This is a genomic window from Pedobacter jaeyakensis (assembly GCF_054461315.1).
In genome coordinates, this window is sequence record NZ_CM136921.1 from 3,183,354 (window position 1) to 3,204,790 (window position 21,437).

The 21,437-nt window shown below is 40.4% G+C and carries 15 protein-coding genes; 4 read left to right on the forward strand and 11 right to left on the reverse strand.

Annotated features, from left to right (window positions below; translation table 11 throughout):
* Positions 1-19: 19 nt before the first annotated feature.
* Together ACXZ1K_RS14210 and ACXZ1K_RS14215 are read right to left on the reverse strand one after the other, a co-directional pair.
* Positions 20-511, reverse strand: a complete 492-nt coding sequence (locus tag ACXZ1K_RS14210; protein ID WP_458970330.1) for a metallophosphoesterase family protein — start codon at positions 509-511, stop codon at positions 20-22.
* Positions 512-629: 118 nt separating this feature from the next.
* Positions 630-1,334: a tRNA1(Val) (adenine(37)-N6)-methyltransferase gene (locus tag ACXZ1K_RS14215; protein WP_458970331.1), complete on the reverse strand. Its 705-nt coding sequence runs from the start codon at positions 1,332-1,334 to the stop codon at positions 630-632.
* Positions 1,335-1,437: 103 nt separating this feature from the next.
* Between ACXZ1K_RS14215 and purL the strand changes: the two genes are divergently transcribed.
* Together purL and ACXZ1K_RS14225 are read left to right on the forward strand one after the other, a co-directional pair.
* Positions 1,438-5,097: a phosphoribosylformylglycinamidine synthase gene (gene purL / locus ACXZ1K_RS14220; RefSeq protein WP_458970332.1), complete on the forward strand. Its 3,660-nt coding sequence runs from the start codon at positions 1,438-1,440 to the stop codon at positions 5,095-5,097.
* A 1-nt stretch (position 5,098) separates the two neighbouring features.
* The gene (locus ACXZ1K_RS14225) at positions 5,099-5,314 is read left to right on the forward strand and encodes a hypothetical protein (protein ID WP_458970333.1); all 216 of its coding nucleotides are present in this window, start codon (positions 5,099-5,101) and stop codon (positions 5,312-5,314) included.
* 12 nt (positions 5,315-5,326) lie between these two features.
* Here ACXZ1K_RS14225 and ACXZ1K_RS14230 read toward each other — a convergent pair whose 3' ends face one another.
* From ACXZ1K_RS14230 to ACXZ1K_RS14250, 5 genes are all read right to left on the reverse strand, one after another.
* A complete protein-coding gene (locus tag ACXZ1K_RS14230) occupies positions 5,327-5,923 on the reverse strand; it encodes a hypothetical protein (RefSeq protein ID WP_458970334.1) in 597 nt (198 codons plus the stop codon).
* A 2-nt stretch (positions 5,924-5,925) separates the two neighbouring features.
* Positions 5,926-6,417 carry an RNA polymerase sigma factor gene (locus ACXZ1K_RS14235; protein ID WP_458970335.1) on the reverse strand — a complete coding sequence of 164 codons (492 nt, stop codon included), beginning with the start codon at positions 6,415-6,417 and terminating at the stop codon, positions 5,926-5,928.
* Between the two features lie 121 nt (positions 6,418-6,538).
* Positions 6,539-8,605 carry a M48 family metalloprotease gene (locus ACXZ1K_RS14240; RefSeq protein WP_458970336.1) on the reverse strand — a complete coding sequence of 689 codons (2,067 nt, stop codon included), beginning with the start codon at positions 8,603-8,605 and terminating at the stop codon, positions 6,539-6,541.
* Positions 8,606-8,677: 72 nt separating this feature from the next.
* Entirely contained in the window at positions 8,678-9,538 is an 861-nt protein-coding gene (locus tag ACXZ1K_RS14245; protein WP_458970337.1) for an energy transducer TonB, read from the reverse strand.
* Positions 9,539-9,597: 59 nt separating this feature from the next.
* Positions 9,598-11,817, reverse strand: coding sequence for a GH92 family glycosyl hydrolase (locus ACXZ1K_RS14250; RefSeq protein ID WP_458970338.1), 2,220 nt, complete (start codon positions 11,815-11,817; stop codon positions 9,598-9,600).
* Between the two features lie 255 nt (positions 11,818-12,072).
* On the opposite strand from ACXZ1K_RS14250, the gene ACXZ1K_RS14255 reads away from it, so the two are divergent.
* Both ACXZ1K_RS14255 and ACXZ1K_RS14260 read left to right on the forward strand, forming a co-directional pair.
* Positions 12,073-14,256 carry a glutamine synthetase III family protein gene (locus tag ACXZ1K_RS14255; protein ID WP_458970339.1) on the forward strand — a complete coding sequence of 728 codons (2,184 nt, stop codon included), beginning with the start codon at positions 12,073-12,075 and terminating at the stop codon, positions 14,254-14,256.
* An 83-nt stretch (positions 14,257-14,339) separates the two neighbouring features.
* A complete protein-coding gene (locus tag ACXZ1K_RS14260; RefSeq protein ID WP_458973256.1) occupies positions 14,340-15,524 on the forward strand; it encodes an AIR synthase related protein in 1,185 nt (394 codons plus the stop codon).
* Positions 15,525-15,667: 143 nt separating this feature from the next.
* Here ACXZ1K_RS14260 and ACXZ1K_RS14265 read toward each other — a convergent pair whose 3' ends face one another.
* From ACXZ1K_RS14265 to xylA, 4 genes are read right to left on the reverse strand one after another with little or no spacing between them, the layout of a single operon-like run.
* On the reverse strand, positions 15,668-16,366 hold the full coding sequence (locus tag ACXZ1K_RS14265; protein WP_458970340.1) for an SGNH/GDSL hydrolase family protein: 699 nt from the start codon (positions 16,364-16,366) through the stop codon (positions 15,668-15,670).
* Between the two features lie 11 nt (positions 16,367-16,377).
* Entirely contained in the window at positions 16,378-17,625 is a 1,248-nt protein-coding gene (gene fucP / locus ACXZ1K_RS14270; protein ID WP_458970341.1) for an L-fucose:H+ symporter permease, read from the reverse strand.
* Between the two features lie 21 nt (positions 17,626-17,646).
* Positions 17,647-20,085: a glycoside hydrolase family 95 protein gene (locus ACXZ1K_RS14275; RefSeq protein WP_458970342.1), complete on the reverse strand. Its 2,439-nt coding sequence runs from the start codon at positions 20,083-20,085 to the stop codon at positions 17,647-17,649.
* 3 nt (positions 20,086-20,088) lie between these two features.
* Positions 20,089-21,417, reverse strand: a complete 1,329-nt coding sequence (xylA, locus tag ACXZ1K_RS14280) for a xylose isomerase (RefSeq protein WP_458970343.1) — start codon at positions 21,415-21,417, stop codon at positions 20,089-20,091.
* Positions 21,418-21,437 lie beyond the last annotated feature (20 nt).

The window sequence follows — 21,437 nt, forward strand, 5'->3', positions numbered from 1 at the left end:
TATAAGTTACTAAAAAACTTTATCGATTCCCAATCTCAATAACCGCAAGATCATGCATTTTACCGTCAGTTATAGAAAATTTGACCAGCGTTTTTACCCTATGCCAGCCTGAATTACCTGCAGCGCCGGGATTTATGTGCAGACATGATATTTTTTTATCGAACATCACTTTTAGTATATGGGAATGTCCGGTAATAAATAATTTTGGTGGGTTGTTATAAATTTCAGGCCTTACCTGTTGGGTATATTTTCCTGGATAACCACCAATATGGGTAATCCAAACGTCAAGTCCCTCGATAGTAAATCTTAGATGCTCTGGGAATTCCGTTCGTATTTCCTGCCCATCTATGTTACCATAAACACCCCTGAGTGGTTTAAAAGCAGCTAATGGTTCTGCCACCCCGCCTCCAAAATCACCGGCATGCCATATCTCATCACAATCGGCAAAGTGCTTAAAAACTGCATCATCCAAAAAACCATGAGTGTCTGAGATCAAACCTATTTTAACCATAGTACAAACTTAGGAAATTAAAGGCCTGTATCCAGTGTAAATCTAAGACCTAAAGGACTAACCCCACTATGGTCGAGATATGTACATTGCTTAATTTTGATTCTGTAAAAAGAATATGCTAAAAAGCTAAGAAGAAATTGCTAAGCAGAGCTTTATATTTCTTTGTGTGAATACCCTGATCTTGGTAGATGTAAAACTGTTCCTGGGTTAGCCCTTCTTTACTCCTGCCAAAACAAATAATCTTTCTAATCACAGGCTTGTGGATATCGGAACAAATACTAATTTCCCGCTGTAGGAATAAATTATAGTGACCTGACCTATCGATTGTAAAATCGGCCTGTTTAACTGGCAAGATCAACCACAATAATCCGCCAGTTGTTAGCAGATTTGCGCTTTTTAACAAGATAGTTTCAAAAAAAGACAGCTCGGTATGGCGTGCCCTACTCTTTCTGTCTTCCGTATTTTTCAGATCGTTAACAAAAAAAGGCGGGTTAGAAATAATAAGATCGTATTTATGTTCTGTAGTAAAATCTTCAAGCGCGGTATAGTGGGCAGTTAATCGATCTGAAAATGTTGAGGCATAAAAATTCTTGTTGGCCGTTACCGAAGCCTGTTCATCAATTTCCACAGCATCGATCAAGGCACCTGGGAAGCGCTGTGCCAACATCATCGCAATAACACCCGTGCCTGTTCCAATATCTAAAATATGTTTAGCATGATGATGGCTGGCAAAAGCTCCTAAAAGCACTCCATCCGTATTGATCTTCATGGCACAGCCACTTTGGTCTACATCAAACTGCTTAAATTTAAAAACATTGCCCATATAGTATCGGATTAGGGCAAAGTTAAAAAACCACAGAGATAATGTAAGGTATCCTCGGCGTTTTAAATTTTTAAAGCTAAATTTGCATCTTCAAAAAATAAGCATGATTTATTTCTTTTCAAGCCCATCCAAAACAGTTTTCGCTTTACAAATAGAACGAGAACTAAGTTCTACAGATATTACTAAACTAGAATGGCTGTTTGGCGGCGCAAAACTTCAGCAGGAAGCAACCCTTAGCGCTTTTTTTGTAGGACCGCGTGCAGCAATGATCACTCCATGGAGTACCAACGCAGTGGAAATTACCCAAAATATGGATATACAGGGCGTAGTTCGCATTGAAGAATTCCATGAGGTACAAGAAGATAATTCAGATTATGATCCCATGCTTTCGCAAAAATATGCGGAACTAAACCAAAGCATTTATACCATCAATATACAGCCGGAGCCTATACTTCAAATCACAGACGTTGCTGCTTACAACAAACAGGAAGGTTTATCATTGAGTGATGAAGAGGTTCAATACCTGAACGATTTGGCTGAAAGAATTGGCAGACCACTTACAGACTCTGAAGTATTCGGCTTTTCTCAAGTTAATTCTGAGCATTGTCGTCACAAAATTTTTAACGGTAAATTTGTGATTGACGGTGTTGAGCAACCAAGCTCATTGTTTAAGTTGATCAGGAAAACTTCTGAAACGCACCCTAACGATATCGTTTCTGCCTACAAAGATAATGTGGCCTTTATTAAAGGGCCAACTGTACAGCAGTTTGCACCAAAACGCGCCGATGTGCCAGATTATTACACATTAAGTGATTTCGAATCCGTTATTTCCATAAAAGCCGAAACCCATAATTTCCCTACTACTGTTGAGCCATTTAATGGTGCTGCAACGGGTTCAGGCGGTGAGATTAGAGATAGGCTTGCCGGCGGACAAGGTTCTTTGCCATTAGCAGGAACAGCAGTTTATATGACTGCTTTATCCAGATTGGAGGAAAATCGCCCCTGGGAAAAAGGCGTTGAAGAAAGACAATGGTTATATCAGACTCCAATGGACATCCTGATTAAGGCATCCAACGGAGCTACCGATTTCGGCAATAAGTTCGGTCAGCCTCTGATTACAGGTTCAGTGCTGACTTTTGAACATGAGGAAGATTCAAGAAGATTGGGTTTTGATAAGGTAATTATGCTTGCAGGTGGCGTAGGTTACGGAAAGGCCAGCCAGGCGCAAAAGAAAAAACCTGCAGAGGGGGACAAAATCGTTATCCTCGGTGGCGAAAACTATAGAATAGGTATGGGCGGTGCGGCAGTGTCATCTGCCGATACTGGTGAGATGAGCAGCGGTATTGAACTAAATGCCGTACAGCGTTCAAACCCAGAAATGCAGAAAAGAGCTGCTAACGCAGTTCGAGGAATGGTGGAGAGCGAACACAATAGTATCATCTCTATTCATGACCATGGTGCGGGTGGTCACCTGAATTGCCTCTCTGAACTGGTTGAAGATACCGGTGGAAAGATTGATTTAGACAAACTCCCTGTCGGAGACCCTACCCTATCATCTAAAGAAATCATTGGCAACGAATCTCAGGAGCGCATGGGATTGGTGATTGGACAAAATGATATTGAAACCTTGCAAAAGATTGCTGACCGTGAGCGTTCGCCAATGTACACAGTGGGTACAGTGAGCGGCGATCACCGTTTTACATTTGAATCTGCTTCCACTGGAGTTAAACCCATGGACCTGGAATTGAAAGATATGTTCGGCAGTTCTCCAAAAGTGGTCATGGAAGATAAAGCATTGGATAGGAAATACCGACCAGTGAACTATGATGCAGCAAGATTAAACGAGTACTTAGAACAGGTATTGCAATTAGAGGCAGTAGCTTCTAAAGACTGGTTAACCAATAAGGTAGACCGTTGTGTGGGTGGCCGTGTAGCCAAACAGCAATGTGTTGGCCCATTACAATTGCCTTTAAACAATTGCGGCGTAATGGCATTGGATTTCCAGGGTAAAGAAGGAATTGCCACCTCTATTGGCCATGCCCCAGTATCAGCATTGATTGATCCTGCAGCGGGAAGCAGAATTGCGATTGCGGAATCTCTATCGAATATTGTATGGGCACCACTTAAAGATGGTTTAAAAAGTGTTTCATTATCTGCAAACTGGATGTGGGCTTGTAAGAATGAAGGCGAAGATGCCAGGTTATACGATGCCGTAAAAGCCTGCTCTGATTTTGCAATCGATTTAGGTATAAACATCCCTACCGGAAAGGATTCTCTTTCTATGAAGCAGAAATATAAGGATGGTGAGGTAATTGCTCCCGGTACGGTGATCATCTCTGCAGCAGGTAATTGTGATGATATTACCAAGGTTGTGGAGCCTGTTTTGCAAAAAGATGGTGGGGCAATCTATTACGTTAACCTGTCTAACGACAGCTACAAATTAGGCGGATCATCTTTCGCTCAAATCCTAAACAAAGTGGGTAATGAAACTCCTGATGTGAAAGACGCGGATCAATTAAAAACTGCATTTAATGTATTGCAGCAATTGATTAAAGAAGACAAAATACAAGCTGGACATGATATTGGCAGTGGTGGATTAATCACCACGCTTTTGGAAATGTGTTTTGCCGATCGCGATCTGGGTGCAAACCTAAACCTCGACATTTTAAAAGAGGCCGATCTGATTAAACTATTGTTCTCAGAAAACATTGGTGTCGTTTTTCAGGCGGATGAAGCTGTAGAACAAACGTTTAAAGACAATAACATTTCTATATATAAATTAGGTACGGTTACTGCAGATGCAAAGTTAACTGCGGTACATGCGGATACGGCTTATGTATTTGACGTTGATCATCTACGCGATGTGTGGTTTAAAACTTCTTACCTACTCGACACCAAACAAAGTGGTCCAGTTAAAGCTAAGGAACGTTACGAAAACTATAAAAACACCCCGTTAAAATACAACTTCCCATCGCAGTTTGATGGAAAGAAGCCTGTGATAGATAATAGTAAACCGCGACCGAAAGCTGCGATCATCCGTGAAAAAGGCAGCAACTCTGAAAGAGAGTTGGCAAATGCCATGTACCTTGCAGGTTTTGATGTAAAAGATGTGCACATGACCGACCTCATCTCTGGTCGTGAAACTTTGGAAGATATTAAATTCATTGGTGCTGTTGGTGGTTTCTCTAACTCAGATGTCTTAGGATCTGCAAAGGGATGGGCCGGTGCATTCTTATACAATGAAAAAGCACGGGTAGCTTTGGAGAATTTCTTTGCGCGCCCGGATACGCTTTCCGTAGGTGTATGTAATGGCTGCCAGTTATTTGTAGAGCTTGGCTTGATCAATAAAGATCATGTTGAGAAACCAAAAATGCTGCACAATGAAAGTCACAAACACGAAAGTATATTCACTTCGTTAACCATTAAAGAAAATAATTCTATCATGCTTTCTACACTAGCAGGAAGCACGCTGGGTGTTTGGGTATCGCATGGTGAGGGACGCTTCCAATTGCCTTATACAGAAGATCAATACAGCATCGTTGCTAAATATGCCTATGAGAGTTATCCCGCCAGTCCGAATGGTTCAGACTATAATACTGCAATGCTTTGTGATTCAAGCGGCCGCCATTTAGTCATGATGCCACACATTGAGCGATCCTTGTTCCAATGGCATTGGGCTAATTATCCGGCAGGTCGCAAAGACGAAGTATCGCCTTGGATGGAGGCATTCGTTAATGCCAGAGAATGGGTAGAAAAACACTAAGATGAAACTGACGCTCCTCAATTTACTGATATTTTTAAGCTCAATTATCAACCCTACTATTGAGAGTGACAAAGCAAGGTGGAAACCTTATTATGTAGATACCAATCCGGCTACAGGTGTAACTGATTGGCATCTCCCTTTCGATGTGAGCAACCGCAAGGATATTAAACAACTTAAGGTGATCAGTATTTTTGGAGATCATAGAGACAGCTACTAAAACTTATATCTCCTACTCCCTAACCTCCCTAAGCAAATCCTGCGCTTGCCTAAGCGCATGATTGTAATGCCCCAATACCTTTTTTGCGATGATAAAAATTACAAATGCACAGCCTGGCAATGCAAACAGCCAAAAGGTAGTATAAAGGGTTAAATCTTTATTCGCGAATAACTTAAAGCAAGTCGGCAAAAAAACAAACATGAAAATAGCACTAACTACAGCGGCGAGCTTCTGAAGTTGCTGGAAACGAATGCGTTTTACTGCAAAGTTCTCCAAAGTTTTACTGTAACTGGATACTCCAATATCTATTGTTTGAATACCCCTTAGACTTAAGTAAGATATAAATGGCATCAGCAGCAATAATAAGAATGATAGGACACCCATTATTTGCAGACACAAGGTATCAAGTCGAGCGAAAAACACCAGTACAACCACCGCTCCTATCAGGCAAATACTACCTCCAATAAATTCAGGATAAACAATCCTGTTGACTTTGTTTTTGTAATTTCTAGTTGTCATTTGTTGAATCAATTTAGTGGTTAACAATTCCTGTTTCTCTAATTTTTTACCAAGCAGTTCCCAGTTGGCTTTAAGTTCTTCCAATTCCATAACTATAGTCTTTTGGCAATCTGTTGTTTTAGCTTGTCCTTAATTCTGGATATCCTGGTTCCTACGTTACTTGCAGAAATCCCAATAACAACAGCAATTTCTTCATAACTCTTTCCTTCCAGGTAAAGCATAATGATACCTTTCTCCATTAAGTTGAGTGCTTTAATATGATCTTGCATCAATTTGAAGCGTTCTTCTGTTTCTGTATCTTCTATATCCGGAAATTCCAGACATTCCTCCCTAACCGGCTCTATAGGCACACGTCGTTTACTTTTTTTAAGAAAAACAATGGCCGTGTTTAGCGCAACGCGATACATCCAGGTAGTTAATGCAGACTTATTATTAAAGGAATCAAAGGATTTCCAAAGTTGATAGATGATTTCCTGCACCAGATCATCCCTGTCATCCTTGGAATCGGTGTAAAAGGAAGCCACCTTATAAACCAGTGCTTCGTTCTCTTTAACCGTTTTTATGAAAATATCTTTGTTTGCCAAGATTCTATCTGCTACTGTTTCCTTATTAGTATAAGGTATTAAGGAAAAGTCACAAATGAAAACAAAAAATCAGCCGGCCGTGTTAGTTATTTTGGTGCCTTGCCGATTGCAATCACGTACATTAAACCTTCACCATGACTGCATAAAACTCCAGCAATTCCTTTTTTAATTTAAAGTGACTTTTATAGACCACATAGTAAAAGTCGTTTATGGCGTGAAATAGCAAATCAACCTCTTTATCGAAATACATATCATAGCCAAAATACTTCCAGTCATTAGATAAATACTCGTCAAACCGGGCACGCATTTCTGAATCGATCAATTCAGAATAAATGCTTTCCGCCAGCATTTGCTTTAGTTGGTCTTTAAATGGTTCCTCTAATTTTTTTACCCCAACCAGCTTGTCCTTAATCTGGGCGAAAGGAGTAGAGGTCTGCATAAAATAGGTAGCGTTCACCAAGTTTACATAGGCATCTTGCTGGGCAGTCATCCTTTCAGAAAATTCTTTGTAGTGAATTGATTTCAATTTAAACTCCTCCTGTTTTCCTGTCCTTATAGCAGCAGCTAAGAAAAATTGAAATATCTCTTCGTCTTTTTTGTCGAGCGACTCACTACACTTTGCAATTTCTCCTTCCAAAAAATTAATTAGCTGATCTGTATCTCCTGGTGTATACTTAACACCATCATAATCAAACGTCTTAATTTCTATTAAACCTTCTTTTATTTGTTCTAAGGTAACCTTGTCTGACTGGGCTGTTTGGAGTGTGCTTATAACAGCCAGGCTCTCTTCACCAAACAAGGCATCGAATGTATGCACCTCCCCTGCCTTTGAATCAGCCAAGTTTGCTACAGCGAATTTGACATATGGGTTTCTTTCTGCAAAATAACCCTTAAATATTGTTGGATAAGAATTTGATGTTTCGATAGTTAAATAATCATCGATGAAATCTTTTGTTCCTGCGACAATCGGCTCTGCCTCATAGCTAACTGCCTCAAACATCTGACTGGTTATTAACTCTTGAATTTGATCTTTGTCAGAGAGCAAATCTATAGCTATGCCCTCCTGTTCGCCTTTTAAAGGTAAATTTAATGCCAGAAGGCGTCTCACACGTTCATCAGTACTTGGATGTGAAGACCATTGATCATCTAACACCAGCTTTGTCTTATTGAACTTTTTATACACTTCTGTAGTTATGTTCGGCAGTCCGCCCTCAACCGGTAAGCCCTCGGCTTTTGCCAAATGATTAAGGATGAAATACTGCTGTGGATAAAAATTATTGGTTTTCTGAAGATCCGTGATTTTTCCACCATAATAATCCAATACGGTAGATAGTGACTGGCTTGCTAAACCCATACGCAGGAGCGAGTTGGCCAGCGGAGCCGAACCGGTTACACTGGCAGCAACAGCATCCGCATGAAATTCCATCTCACGGGATAGGGCCATATAATTCAGGTTTAAAACCCGGTAAACCTTCATTAGCACATACTGAATCCCCTGTACAACAAGCAACGCGCCTTTAGAAAAAATGATAAAATATGAACTGGCGCTAGACCAGCGGTTCAACATACTGCTATATCCATCATTGTCGTACAACATATTATAAATCACTTTATTTACATTGTAGACATAACTGCCAACTTTCATGCTGCGTTGGGAGAAGTGACCGAACTCATGCGCCAGAATGGCTTTGAGCTCAATAACTGAAACGGTATTCATCAGTCCTATTCCAATTTGTAAATTTTTGCGCACGGGAAAAAACATACTCCAAAAATTAGAATCGTAGAATACTGCTGCATTAACTTCAGAACTTAAGTAAACTTTTTTGGGAAATTGGGTCTGGACTTCGGCAACAAGCTCGCGAATTAATTTGAATAGCTCCGGCTGCTGTTGTTCTTTAATTTCCAGCAAATGACTCCTATCCATTTTTTTTGCACTGCTGAAAACGAACTTGATCAAAAAATAGAAAATTAGAAATCCCATTCCAAGAAAGCCGATAGCGACCATGACCGTAATAGACATCGCTTTTAACATGACAATCGTGTAAGCGATTAGGCCACAAAGTGCGATGACACCTAACCCTAGAATGATCATCACCACATATGTTGCCAGAAATAGAACGATAGACAAGACGGATTTTACCGCCATTCTTCTGAAATTTTCAGAGACTTTGAGAGCGTTTGCCTGCATAAAAAAAGATTTATCCTAAAATAGGAAAAATCTTTTTTTATGCAAACCAGCGATTACGATACGATTGGCGTTTTACAAACTAAAGCTAAATGTAATTGGCATATTGAATCTGACCCTCACCGGCTTACCATTTTGTTTACCAGGGTTCCACCTTGGTGATTTTTTAATTACGCGAGTGGCTTCCTCATCCATACCAAAGCCAACGCCTCTTATTACTTGAACATTTGAAATGGAACCATCACGTTCTACCACAAAGCTCACGAACACTTTACCACCTTTAGCCTGGTCAACAGCCATTTCCGGATAACGTAAGTTTTTTGAAACATACTTGTACCAGGCTTTCATACCACCTTCAAATTCCGGGAAAGCATCTATTCCAACTGCATCGTAGATTTCATCGCCTGTACCGTTCCCATCAGTTGTACCAGAACCAACCGCAGATCCACTGCCATGACCTCCAGTAGTAGCCAAAGCGAATTCACTTGCCATGCCGTCTTGAACAATCGGACCAACCACTGCTTTTTCTACTTCTTTAATAAATGGTATATCTACCTGGGGTGCATCTTCTACTGGCACTGGGTGATTTGGCATTTTAATCATCTTTACCTTTTGCTTAATCTGTTGTGCAGCCGAAGGCTTTATTTCTTCTTTTAGGGGCTTAGGTGCTTCAGGGGGTCTAATGTCGCTAATATCAACAATCCTCCGTTCATCCGGCAGCGAATTCGCTGTAACAACAACGCTCTTTGTGAAAAGGGAGTAAATTTTAGGAGCAGCAAACAGCAAAATAAATAAAGATGCACCGATGAATAAAGCACGGTTGGTATTGCCTGCAGATTCTGTTCTCAGCGCATATGCACCATAGGATTGGTTCCTGTTCTTGAATACAAGGTTAAGCCACTCAGCCCTGTACAGATTTGATGAAGTGTTTAGCATGGTTTATAAGTGTTAGTTTGATGATATGATGAAACTAACACTCCAATTCCATAAGCATTTTAACGATATATTTCCGGCTGTATATCAATTGCAGACGGCGGAGAATTTACTAAAGCCGCACCCCATGCTTTATTTGGTCGATCACCCATTTTAAATTCTATTACTCCTCCAGCCAGCAATTCCTTATGCGTAAACCATGGTTTCGATAGTGGTTTTCCATTCAAAGTCGCACTTTGGATATAAACATTCTCCTTAGAATTGTTTATTGCGTTAATTAAAAAGGTTTTTCCATTGGGAAGATGAATACTCATTTTATTAAATACCGGACTTCCAATATTATATACTGGTATACCCGGTGTAACCGGAAAAAAGCCCATCATCGAAAACACTACAAATGCGGACATCCCGCCTCCATCTTCATCTCCGGGAATGCCAAATAAGTTATCTGTATACCAGGTATCTAATAACATCCTGATGCGCTTCTGAGTTTTCCATGGAGAACCCGTATAGTTGTATAGGTAGGGAATGTGAAAACTAGGTTCGTTACCCATCACAAACTGTCCAACCAGTCCAGAAGCATCAGGCTGTGTTTTCCAAAAGTTAAATTTAGCGGCACCTAGATCTTCGCGAAATAACTGGTCTAATTTTTCTTCTGCTTTTTTTTCTCCCCCCATCAAATGGATTAATCCTTTAAGATCATGTTTTACAGTCCAATTATAGGTATAAGCGTTATTCTCTGTGAAAAATTCCCGACCGGCAGCCTTCGGATCCATATCTTCTATCCAATTGCCATTCTTGTCCTTTGCCCACATAAAACCCTTATCTGCCCTGTAAACGTTCTTATAGTTTTGTGCCCTTTTTAAAAATAAATTCTGGTCTCCATAATTCCCGGTAACTTGCGCTAAATGAGCCAAACTCCAGTCGCTGAAGCTATTTTCAAGCGTAACTGAAACAGATTGCCGTTTTTCCCAAACGTTCTCTACCTGAGGTACAGTTTCTACTTCGCCGTAAGGTAGGCCTGGCATATAGCCGTTTTTGTTGTAGAAAGAGTCGAGTACAGTGGCGGGACCGTTGTTCCATGGCAATAAAGTTCCTTCCAGAGAATTCTTTTTCAGTCCTTCATAAGCTATTTTTAGTTCTGGAACATTTATCCCCTTCCAATACGCATCCAAGATCCAGGAAGCTGCATGGTTACCGGTCATCGCCGGCCAGTCGCCAAAAATAGTAGCGAACGACGGTACCCATCCTCCCTGCTTATACATTTCTATATAGGAATTGATCTTTTCTCCCTCCTTCATCGGATTCAAGATCATATGTAGGGGTTCCAGAGCGATATAGGTATCCCAAATCCAATTGTCTACAAAGAAAGGTTTATCGCTTTTATGAATATGGTGATCATAAGCGCTGTAGTATTGTCCGTATTCATTAATGTCGACCATACGCTCATAGCTCCGGTATAGCGAAGTATAAAACACACGCTTTTGTGCTGTGGTACCACCCTCTACATTAATTTGCGACATCACTTTAGTCCATTCTGCATATGCCTTTGCTTTCAGGCCGTTAAAATCCCATGCGGGAATTTCGTTAAGTAAGTTTTGCTTAGCCTGCTCAATGCTGATGTAAGAAATTCCGTACTTAAATCCTAGCTCTTTACCCGTTTTGACCAACAGTTGTTTTTTATCTGCGGCATTTTGATAAGTTGGGTCGAAGAGATCGGTATTCGCTTCTGCATAAAAATAGGCTTTCATTCCTCTAAAGATTTCAGTGCCAGTTAGTATCCGCTTACCGGTTAAGGCAATATCACCCCCTTCATTAAAAATGCCCATCCTCAAATAATGAGACTGATTATCCTGAAATTTGATCTTAAAATATCCGCTTTTTTCAGAAGGGCTAAATTCTATGATGGTATTTTCTTCTCCCAATTCAGATTTATAATAATATGGTGTTAAAACTTCATGATTATAAACTGATTTGCGTGTCCAGATGGAATTATCTGCTTTTCCGCTTACCGGCATAAACTGAAAAAGAGAAACAATGCGATGAGAAGCTACCGTTAAAGGGAAAAAACTGATTTGATCATCAATTGCATCTTTTCGAACAGGAAAAACACGAATTAACTGATTGGGAAGCTGTACAGTTGGACGAGTGGGTTCTAATATAAGCCCTACACCACCTATAGACGGATCAACAAAACGCAAGTTTGATTTTTCAGTTTGAGAAAAAACGTCTGTTAAGGCAATTAAAACGATAAAAAATGAGCTTAACAGCTTTTTTTTCACAGCAGATTAGTTAGGTCAATATTTGGTTTTATAAACGTATAAAAAACTACTTGTATACACAAGATACAATCTCAGTTTTTTTTCGCCTGATAATTTGTTAACCCGTGATTGTCTAAATAATGTTTAAATCTCAAAAAATTACTAACAAATAATAAAAAAACCTTTGAATATATATTCACATTCGTATTTTTACGGTCAATTCACTAGAAAAACTGAAATAAAAACTTTATTTTCAAAACAATATCAAACAAATAAATGAAAAGCTTAAGGACAATTGCATTAAAAGAGGCGCAATCAAGAATTAATCCAGAGGTTAAAGCCCCGGCGGCTAAAATTTCGGAATTTTTTGGCGTTAATGTTTTTGATAAGAAAAAAATGAAAGATTTCTTATCAAAGGAGGTTTATAATAAACTCATTTCAGCGATCGATAACGGTGAATTGATTAACCAGGAGGATGCTAACCACATCGCTACAGCTATTAAAAGCTGGGCAATGGGCAAAGGTGCAACGCACTACACGCACTGGTTTCAACCACTTACTGGTACAACCGCTGAAAAACATGATTCATTTTTTGAGCCAAGCAGCGATGGTCCGATTGAGATATTTGCAGGAAGCGCTTTAGTACAACAAGAACCTGATGCATCAAGTTTCCCTAACGGTGGTATCCGTAATACTTTCGAGGCACGTGGTTACACTGCATGGGATCCTTCTTCTCCAGCTTTCATTATGGAAAGCGCAGCTGGAAAAACTTTATGTATTCCTACTGTATTTGTTTCTTACACTGGTGAGGCATTAGATTACAAAGCTCCTTTATTGAAAGCGTTAAATGCAATGGATAAAGCAGCTGTTGATGTTTGTCAATATTTTGATAAAAGCATCACTAAAGTAAATGCTTCTCTAGGTATTGAGCAAGAATATTTCTTAGTAGATCTTGCTTTGTACAATGCTCGCCCAGATTTAGTTTTAACCGGCCGTACTTTATTTGGACACATGTCTGCTAAAGGTCAGCAATTAGAAGATCACTATTTCGGTTCTATTCCTGAGCGTGTTTTCACTTTCATGGTCGATTTCGAAAACGAAGCTTTGAAATTGGGCATTCCTTTGAAAACCAGACACAATGAGGTTGCTCCAATGCAATTTGAGTGTGCTCCTATCTATGAAGAAATCAACTTAGCTATCGATCATAACCAATTGTTAATGGATTTGATGGAGAAAGTTGCTTTAAGGCATAAATTTAAAGTGCTATTGCACGAAAAACCTTATGCAGGCATCAACGGTTCTGGTAAACACAACAACTGGTCATTAATTACTGATACTGGTAAAAACCTTTTGGCTCCAGGCAAAACGCCTAAAAACAACTTGATGTTCCTTGCATTCTTCGTGAACACAGTTAAAGCTGTTCATGAGCATGCAGATCTATTGAGAGCGTCAATCGCTTCTGTGAGCAACGATCACCGTCTAGGTGCTAACGAAGCGCCACCTGCAATCATCTCTATCTTCCTTGGTCAGCAATTGAATGAGGTACTTGACGAGATTGAGCACTCACGCATCAGCAAAAAAGTTAAAGAAGACAATGCTTTGTGGTTAGGTATCCCTAAGATCCCACAAATCTTATTAGACAATACAGATCGTAACCGTACTTCTCCGTTTGCTTTTACAGGTAACAAGTTTGAGCTAAGAGCTGTGGGTTCTTCTGCTAACTCTTCTGCTCCAATGACAGTGCTAAACGCTATCGTTGCTGATCAATTGGTTAAGTTTAAAGTTGACGTTGATAAACTGATTAAAAAAGGTGAGAAAAAAGATGTTGCCTTATTAACAGTGATCAAAAAATACATCAAAGAATCTAAAGACATCCGTTTTGAAGGAAATGGTTATAGCCAGGAATGGGCTGATGAAGCTGAAAAACGCGGCTTAAACAACATCAAAACTACTCCAATTGCTTTGGATGCTTATGTTAGCGAAAAATCTACTGAGCTATTTGCTAAAACTAACTTGTTCAGCAAACGCGAAGCCCATGCCCGTCATGAAATTTTATTAGAGAACTATTACAAAAAACTTCAAATTGAAGCAAGGGTAATGGGAGAAATGACTAACAGTATGATCATTCCTGCGGTTATCGCTTACCAAAATTCTTTAATCGAAAATGCAAAGGGACTTAAGGATCTTGGTTTAGGTGGTGATGCTTTGGAAACCCCTCTTGCGATCATCGGTAAAATCTCTGAGCACTTGAAGATCGTTAAAAACAGCATCGACACTATGCTGGAAGCACGTAAGGTGACTAACAACATCGAAGATACTCGCGAAAAAGCAATCAGCTATGATGAGCAAGTTAAATCTTACTTCGATACTATCCGTTATCACACTGATAAACTGGAGCAAATCGTTGACGACAGTGTTTGGCCTCTGCCTAAGTTCAGAGAATTGTTATTCTTAAAATAAACCGACCACCTAAATAGTAACTATTTTTTAGTTTTATAACCTCTGCTGTAATGGCAGGGGTTATTTTTTTATATTTGCAGCACATGAGTGATAACAGGTATAACCAGCGTGGGGTTTCTGCATCTAAGGAAGATGTACACCAGGCTATTAAGAACATCGACAAAGGTATATTTCCACAAGCTTTCTGTAAGATCATCCCGGATATGCTGGGTGGCGATGATGCATTTTGCAACATCATGCATGCAGATGGCGCAGGAACTAAATCTTCATTAGCCTACGTCTACTGGAAGGAAACGGGCGATATTTCGGTATGGAAAGGGATAGCTCAGGATGCCATCATCATGAACATAGATGATTTGATCTGTGTTGGTGCAACTGAGAACATCTTGTTGTCTTCTACGATTGGGCGTAACAAAAATCTCATTCCGGGTGAAGTGATTGCTGCTATTATTAATGGTACGGAAGAAATTCTTGAAGAATTGCGTTCTCAAGGTATTTCTATCTACTCAACCGGTGGTGAAACTGCTGACGTGGGCGATTTGGTACGTACCATCATTGTTGATTCAACTGTCACATGCAGGATGAAACGCGACGAGGTAATTAGCAATCATACCATTCAGTCAGGCGATGTGATAGTCGGTTTGTCATCAAGCGGACAGGCGACTTATGAAACAGAATACAATGGCGGTATGGGTTCTAATGGACTAACCTCTGCCAGGCACGATGTGTTTAACAAGTCGGTAGCCAAAGCTTTCCCAGAAAGTTTCGATCCGGCAGTACCATTTGATCTGGTGTTCTCTGGAGGTAAGGGGCTAACAGATCCTATTGAGATTGATGATAAAGGCAATACTGTAACTGCAGGTAAATTAGTTTTGTCTCCAACGCGTACTTACGCACCAGTTATTAAGAAAATATTAGCAGGTTTTAGAAGCCAAATACACGGCATTGTCCATTGCAGTGGTGGTGCACAAACCAAAGTACTTCATTTTATTAATGACGATGTACATGTCATTAAGGATAACCTGTTCCCTATCCCTCCACTATTCAAACTGATCCAGGAACAGTCTGGTACAGATTGGAAAGAAATGTATAAGGTTTTCAATATGGGTCACCGTATGGAATTGTATGTTCCTGCTGAAATTGCAGATTCTATAATTGAAATATCAAAGAGCTTTAATATTGATGCACAGGTTATTGGCAGGGTTGAAAGCTCCGATAAGAAACAGGTTACGATCAACAGCGAGTTTGGCGAGTTCGTTTATAGTTAAATTTGTTTGCTAGGGAAATTCAATATCTGTTTCGGGCTGCATCTTTTGTCGCTGAAAAAGCTCCAAAAGCGCTAAGGCCCTTATCTAGATATCGAATTTCCTGGATGCAAAAAATATATAAGGTGACTGGTATTTCACCAAAATTATTTAATCTTTTGTTTCAGAGCTTTAGCTATCGCTTCTTTAACCAAAGGCTCCATAATGGCATAACCTTCTTTAGTTGGATGGATACCATCGTTCGCCAAATTCTTTGGCAAACCATTTCTTTCATCTTTCATGGCGGTATGGTAATCGAGGTATGTTAGCTTATGTGCATCAGCATATTCCTTTATCCATTTATTTAAAGCAATTACCTTATTTGCAGGTTCCATTCCAGGCTTCCATGGGAAATCGAATGCAGGAAGTACTGACGACAATACAACTCTAATCTTGTTGGCTACAGCTATCTCCGCCATAGCAGCAATGTTATCTTCTATCATTTCAAGCGTTGAAGGACCAGTATTGCCGGCAATGTCATTAATACCGCAAAGCATCACGACAACTTTAGGTTTAAGCGCAACTACATCCTGATGAAAGCGAATCAGCATTTGTGGAGTTGTTTGTCCGCTAATGCCTCTGCCTACATAGTGGTTTGAGGTAAAGAACTCTGGTGATGAATTTCTCCACCCCTCCGTGATTGAGTTTCCCATAAATACAACTCTGGTCTCATTCGGCGCTGGGGCAGCCAATTCAGCATTTTCCTTTTGATAGCGTTTTAAGTTAGCCCAGTCCTGAGCATTTACAAATTGAGCAGAAAATAATAGTGTGGCTCCTAACAGCCATTTATTAGAAATAAGTTTCATATGATGATTACCTAGTGATGTTTTACTTTGTAGTATTTGTATCCGAAAAGGAAGATAATGAAATAACAGATAATTGGAAGGTAATAAGCCTGTGCAACACTGTAGTGATCGGCAACAAGCCCCATGATAAACGGGAAGAACGCACCACCAACAACGCCCATTGAAATAAATGAGGCAGCTTGTTGAGTATGTTTACCTAAATTTTTAAGTCCAAGACTGAAAATTGTTGGAAACATAATGCTAAAGAAGAAATTAATCATTAATAACGCAATGAATGAAACCATTCCGAAGCCCTGAGCTACGATAATACACATAATGATATTTCCAAAAGCAAATGTAGCCAGTAATTTATTTGGAGCAATGTAACGCATTATAAACGTCCCTATGATCCTACCAGCCAACATCATGCCCATAAAGAAAAAGCCCATGTAATAAGACGCTTTCGAAGATTCTAATCCGATAATTTCGTGTGAATAGTTGATAAAGAAAGCCCAGGTACCAGCTTGAGCGGCTACATTAAAAAACTGAGCTAATACCGCCCACCTAAAATGTTTATGACTGAACAAACCTCTTTCTGGAGCGACATCTATATTAACTGCAGCTGCATCTGCAGCGTTCACAGCATGAGGATCTGTAGTTTCAGGTACTTTCACAAATGAGAAAGATATTGCCACTACTAAAATGATCGTTCCAATTACTGCATAAAGCACCTTTACGGAAGTTAAATCAGTACTGCCCTCAACATTATTGCTTAATAGAAAATACCCCCCTATAATAGGCCCAAGCATAGTTCCAACTGCATTAAATGTCTGGGCAAAATTGATTCTCAAATCACTTGTCCGCTGATCCCCCAACGAAGCAACAAAAGGATGTGCAACAGTTTCTAGAGTAGATAAGCCACATCCTACGATGAACAGCGCTCCGCCAAAGAATGGAAATGAAGAAGCATTTGCGGCAGGTATAAACAGAAAGGCGCCAGCTGCAAATAATGAAAGGCCAAGTAGTACCCCCTTTTTGTAACCAAATCTTTTCATAAACAATCCTGCAGGTATTCCCATTATACCGTATGCGCCAAATGTGGCAAATTGTACAAACCCAGACTGAAACTTTGAAAGACTCATAGTTTGCTGAAAGTGCTTATTTAGCACATCTGCCATCGTAATGGCAATTCCCCAGAACATAAAAAGGGAGGTTACAAAAATAATGGTGACAAGGAATTTCTTGTCAGTAAAGGCAGGCTTGCTCGTTAAATCAGTCATGTTATTCGGTTATATTTAGTTTTATAAGCTAAATATATAAGTTTGTCCCGGCTTTGTATCAAAATCATAAAGTAATGTTTCTTTTACACCGGTAGGTTTCAGTTTTGCTTTGTCAGAAATCAATGGTTTTGGGGTCTCATTTACTGAGTAAAACGAATTAGCATTCTCACCTTTAGCTTCAGTTAACTTACCTTTTAACGGGCTTGCTACTCTTATTCTGCACTTACCGCCTAGTAAGGATTTGATCACCACCTTAGCTACTTTCCCATTTTCCCAGCTTAAGTTTACAATTTCAAAACCGCCCCTGGCTCTAAGTCCGGTTACACTTCCTTTCCCCCAAACATCGGGCAAAGCCGGCAACAAATGGATATTTCCATCATAGCTTTGCATCAGCATCTCCGCAATTCCTGCGGTACATCCAAAGTTACCGTCAATCTGAAACGGCGGATGTGCATCAAACAAATTTGGATAGGTACCGCCAGATTCTGAACGGTTGCTCGCTGGGCTCAATTGATCCGTAAGTAGTTTATAAGCATGGTTTCCATCCAGGAACCTCGCCCAAAGGTTTACCTTCCAGCCCATTGACCAGCCTGTTGATACATCACCTCTATACAATAATGAAGTACGTGCTGCATCAAACAACTCTGGAGTACGATAAGGAGAAATCTCTCCTGCCGGAAATACACCAAATAAATGAGATACATGCCTATGCTTATCGCCAGGATTGTCTAAATCTTGGAGCCACTCCTGTAGCTGACTATACTGACCAATCTGCATTGGTGGTAATCGTTTTCTCAAAGCCTTTAAATGCTCCGCGAAATCTTTGTCTTTACCTAATATTTCTGAGGCACGGATTACGTTAGAGAACAACTCAAAAAGAATCTGGTTGTCCATCGTTGTACCAGCCTGGATCGATTTCCCCTGCGCTGCTGCCGGAGCATTCTCTGGCGAATTGGATGGTGACACTACCAACCATTTGTGTGTAGGTTCTTCCACCAGGAAATCACTGTAAAATTGAGCTGATCCTTTTATCGCATCATAAACCGATGCTAAATAAGCTTTGTCGCCACTGTACAAATATTTGTCCCATAGATGCCTGCTCAACCAAGCTCCTCCCATTGGCCACATACCAGAATAAACTCCATCTACTTCACCGGTTATCCGCCACAAATCAGTGTTATGATGAGCTACCCAGCCTTTTGAACCATACATCACCCTGGCAGTTTCCTGTCCTGTTAAGGAAAGTTCTTTAACCATTTTTACCAATGGCTCATGCAGCTCCGTTAAATTGGTAGTTTCCGCCGGCCAGTAGTTCATCTCGGTATTGATATTAATGGTGTACTTGCTGCCCCATGGCGGACTCATCTTATCATTCCAGATACCTTGTAAGTTAGCCGGCTGGCCACCTGGCTGTGAAGACGAAATGAGCAAATATCTGCCAAATTGAAAATACAAAGCAGCTAACTGTGGGTCTCCCCCTTTGGCAAAGTTTGCCAATCGTACGTCCGTTGGTTCTTTTATCGCATCTGTTACACCCAAGTCCAGTTTAACCCGTTTAAAATACTTTTGGTAAGCCGTGATATGGCTCTTCCTAAGCATTTCATAGGATTTATAGGCCACATTAGTTAAATAGTCAGCAGCCCTTTTATTTTCATCACCACTGATATCTTTGTAGCTGTTAAAATTTGTGGCAATAGAAACTAGCAAGGTTACAGAATTAGCCCTGAACACCTGAATCGAATCCTTAAGCGCAACGACCTTACCTCCCTCTGCTTGTACTTTTACAATGGAATTGAATTTAACAGTTCCTTTTACCCCGTCCTTATCACCAGAGATGCCATTTAGCAACAGCTCATTGCCATTCCTGGTAGTTACAGTAGATTTTTGAGAGCTTTCCATACCTGCACTAAAAGTCAGCATACCAGGTTTGCTGGCCGTAAGCTTGATAGCTATCACCTGATCTGCTAAAGATGCAAAGAGTTCCCTGGTGTAAGTCACCCCATCCACCTCATAGCTAGTTTTGGTTACCGCACGTTCTATATCCAACTCACGGTAATATGTGGAAAATCGATCGTGACCAGGAAATACCAGCTTAAGGTTACCCAAAAGCTGGTAATTCATGCCATTAATTCTTGATTCCATCCCAGCAGCAGCCAACTTACTGGCTTCGTCATAGTTGTTTTCAAAGATCAATTTCCTAATCTCTGGAAGCGCGGCCAAAGCCTTAGGGTTGTCGTTGCGGTTTGGTCCGCCCGACCATATCGTCGCCTCGTTCAGTTTAATTAACTCACTAGCGGGATTGCCATAAACCATTGCGGCAATTCTGCCGTTACCAATCGGGAGAGCAGCTTCCCAAACCTTTTCTGCAGGCTTATTGTACCAGAGTTTTAAATCGGTATACTGCGCAAAGCCTGTTAAAAAACAAAGTGAGAGAACAAATACAGCGAGGGATTTTTTCATTTTCTAGATATATCTGTTGATCAAATTCTCCAGGTACTCTTGTCTTCCGCTAATTACGGCTGGCTCACCCTTTTCAATCGCATAGTCACGAAGATCTTCTAATGAAAGTTTTCCTGCACTGAACTCCGCTCCTTTATCTGTGTCAAACGACGCATAGCGATCGGTTCGGATCTTTTTATATTCAGATTTCTCTAATATCTCGCTTGCAATAATCAATGCCCTGGCAAACAAATCCATACCACCAACGTGCGCATAAAACAAATCAGCAGGGTCTGTAGAGTTTCTACGGATCTTCGCATCGAAGTTTATACCACCTCCTTGTAAACCACCGGCTTCTAAAATGATTAACATAGACTCCACCAGTTCGTTGATGTTATTTGGGAACTGATCTGTATCCCATCCATTCTGGTAATCGCCACGGTTGGCATCAATTGAACCAAGCAAACCGGCATCTGCGGCAACTTGCAATTCGTGCTGGAAGGTGTGTCCGGCTAAAGTAGCATGGTTTACTTCCAGGTTCAATTTAAAATCGTCTGTTAAGTCATATTTTTGTAGGAAGCCCAACACCGTAGCCGCATCATAATCGTATTGATGCTTAGTTGGCTCGCATGGTTTAGGTTCAATAAAGAAAGTTCCTTTAAATCCATTTCTACGGGCATAGTCTTTGGAAGCGTGTAAGAACTTAGCAAAGTTGTCTTGCTCGCGTTTCATATTGGTATTTAAAAGCGACATATAGCCTTCTCTTCCACCCCAGAACACGTAATTTTCTCCGCCCAATGCAATTGTAGCATCCAAAGCAGCTTTAACTTGCGCAGCACCATGAGCCAATACATGGAAATCAGGGTTGGTAGCTGCACCATTCATGTATCTTGGATTAGAGAACAAGTTTGCCGTTCCCCAAAGTAACTTAACCCCTGTTTGCGCTTGTTTCTCTTTAGCATAATCCACCAAAGCTTGTAACCTGCGGTCGTTTTCTTTAATATCAAGGCCATAATCGACTACATCCAGATCATGGAAGCAATAATATGGAAGGTTCATTTTTGTTAAAAACTCAAATGCGGCATCCATCTTGTCCTTTGCACGTGCAACAGGCTCTGTCTTAACATCCCATGGGAAGTTGTGCGTTGGCGCGCCAAATGGATCTGCACCATTACCGCAGAACGAATGCCAGTAAGCTCCGGCAAAGCGAAGGTGGTCTTTTAACGTTTTGCCTGCTATAACCCTCTCCGGATCGTAGTACCTAAACGCTAGCGGATTATCGCTGCCCGGTCCTTCATATTTTACTTGTTCAATTCCTTTAAAAAATTCGTTCTCAAAATTAAGTGCTGACATATTAAAATAATTTATTTGTG

Excerpts from the sequence above, each read along its gene's own strand:
- ACXZ1K_RS14210 (WP_458970330.1), bottom strand. The coding sequence starts at position 511 with ATGGTTAAAATAGGTTTGATCTCAGACACTCATGGTTTTTTGGATGAT.
- ACXZ1K_RS14215 (WP_458970331.1), bottom strand. The coding sequence starts at position 1,334 with ATGGGCAATGTTTTTAAATTTAAGCAGTTTGATGTAGACCAAAGTGGC.
- purL (WP_458970332.1), top strand. The coding sequence starts at position 1,438 with ATGATTTATTTCTTTTCAAGCCCATCCAAAACAGTTTTCGCTTTACAA.
- ACXZ1K_RS14225 (WP_458970333.1), top strand. The coding sequence starts at position 5,099 with ATGAAACTGACGCTCCTCAATTTACTGATATTTTTAAGCTCAATTATC.
- ACXZ1K_RS14230 (WP_458970334.1), bottom strand. The coding sequence starts at position 5,923 with ATGGAATTGGAAGAACTTAAAGCCAACTGGGAACTGCTTGGTAAAAAA.
- ACXZ1K_RS14240 (WP_458970336.1), bottom strand. The coding sequence starts at position 8,605 with ATGCAGGCAAACGCTCTCAAAGTCTCTGAAAATTTCAGAAGAATGGCG.
- ACXZ1K_RS14245 (WP_458970337.1), bottom strand. The coding sequence starts at position 9,538 with ATGCTAAACACTTCATCAAATCTGTACAGGGCTGAGTGGCTTAACCTT.
- ACXZ1K_RS14255 (WP_458970339.1), top strand. The coding sequence starts at position 12,073 with ATGAAAAGCTTAAGGACAATTGCATTAAAAGAGGCGCAATCAAGAATT.
- ACXZ1K_RS14260 (WP_458973256.1), top strand. The coding sequence starts at position 14,340 with ATGAGTGATAACAGGTATAACCAGCGTGGGGTTTCTGCATCTAAGGAA.
- ACXZ1K_RS14265 (WP_458970340.1), bottom strand. The coding sequence starts at position 16,366 with ATGAAACTTATTTCTAATAAATGGCTGTTAGGAGCCACACTATTATTT.
- fucP (WP_458970341.1), bottom strand. The coding sequence starts at position 17,625 with ATGACTGATTTAACGAGCAAGCCTGCCTTTACTGACAAGAAATTCCTT.
- ACXZ1K_RS14275 (WP_458970342.1), bottom strand. The coding sequence starts at position 20,085 with ATGAAAAAATCCCTCGCTGTATTTGTTCTCTCACTTTGTTTTTTAACA.
- xylA (WP_458970343.1), bottom strand. The coding sequence starts at position 21,417 with ATGTCAGCACTTAATTTTGAGAACGAATTTTTTAAAGGAATTGAACAA.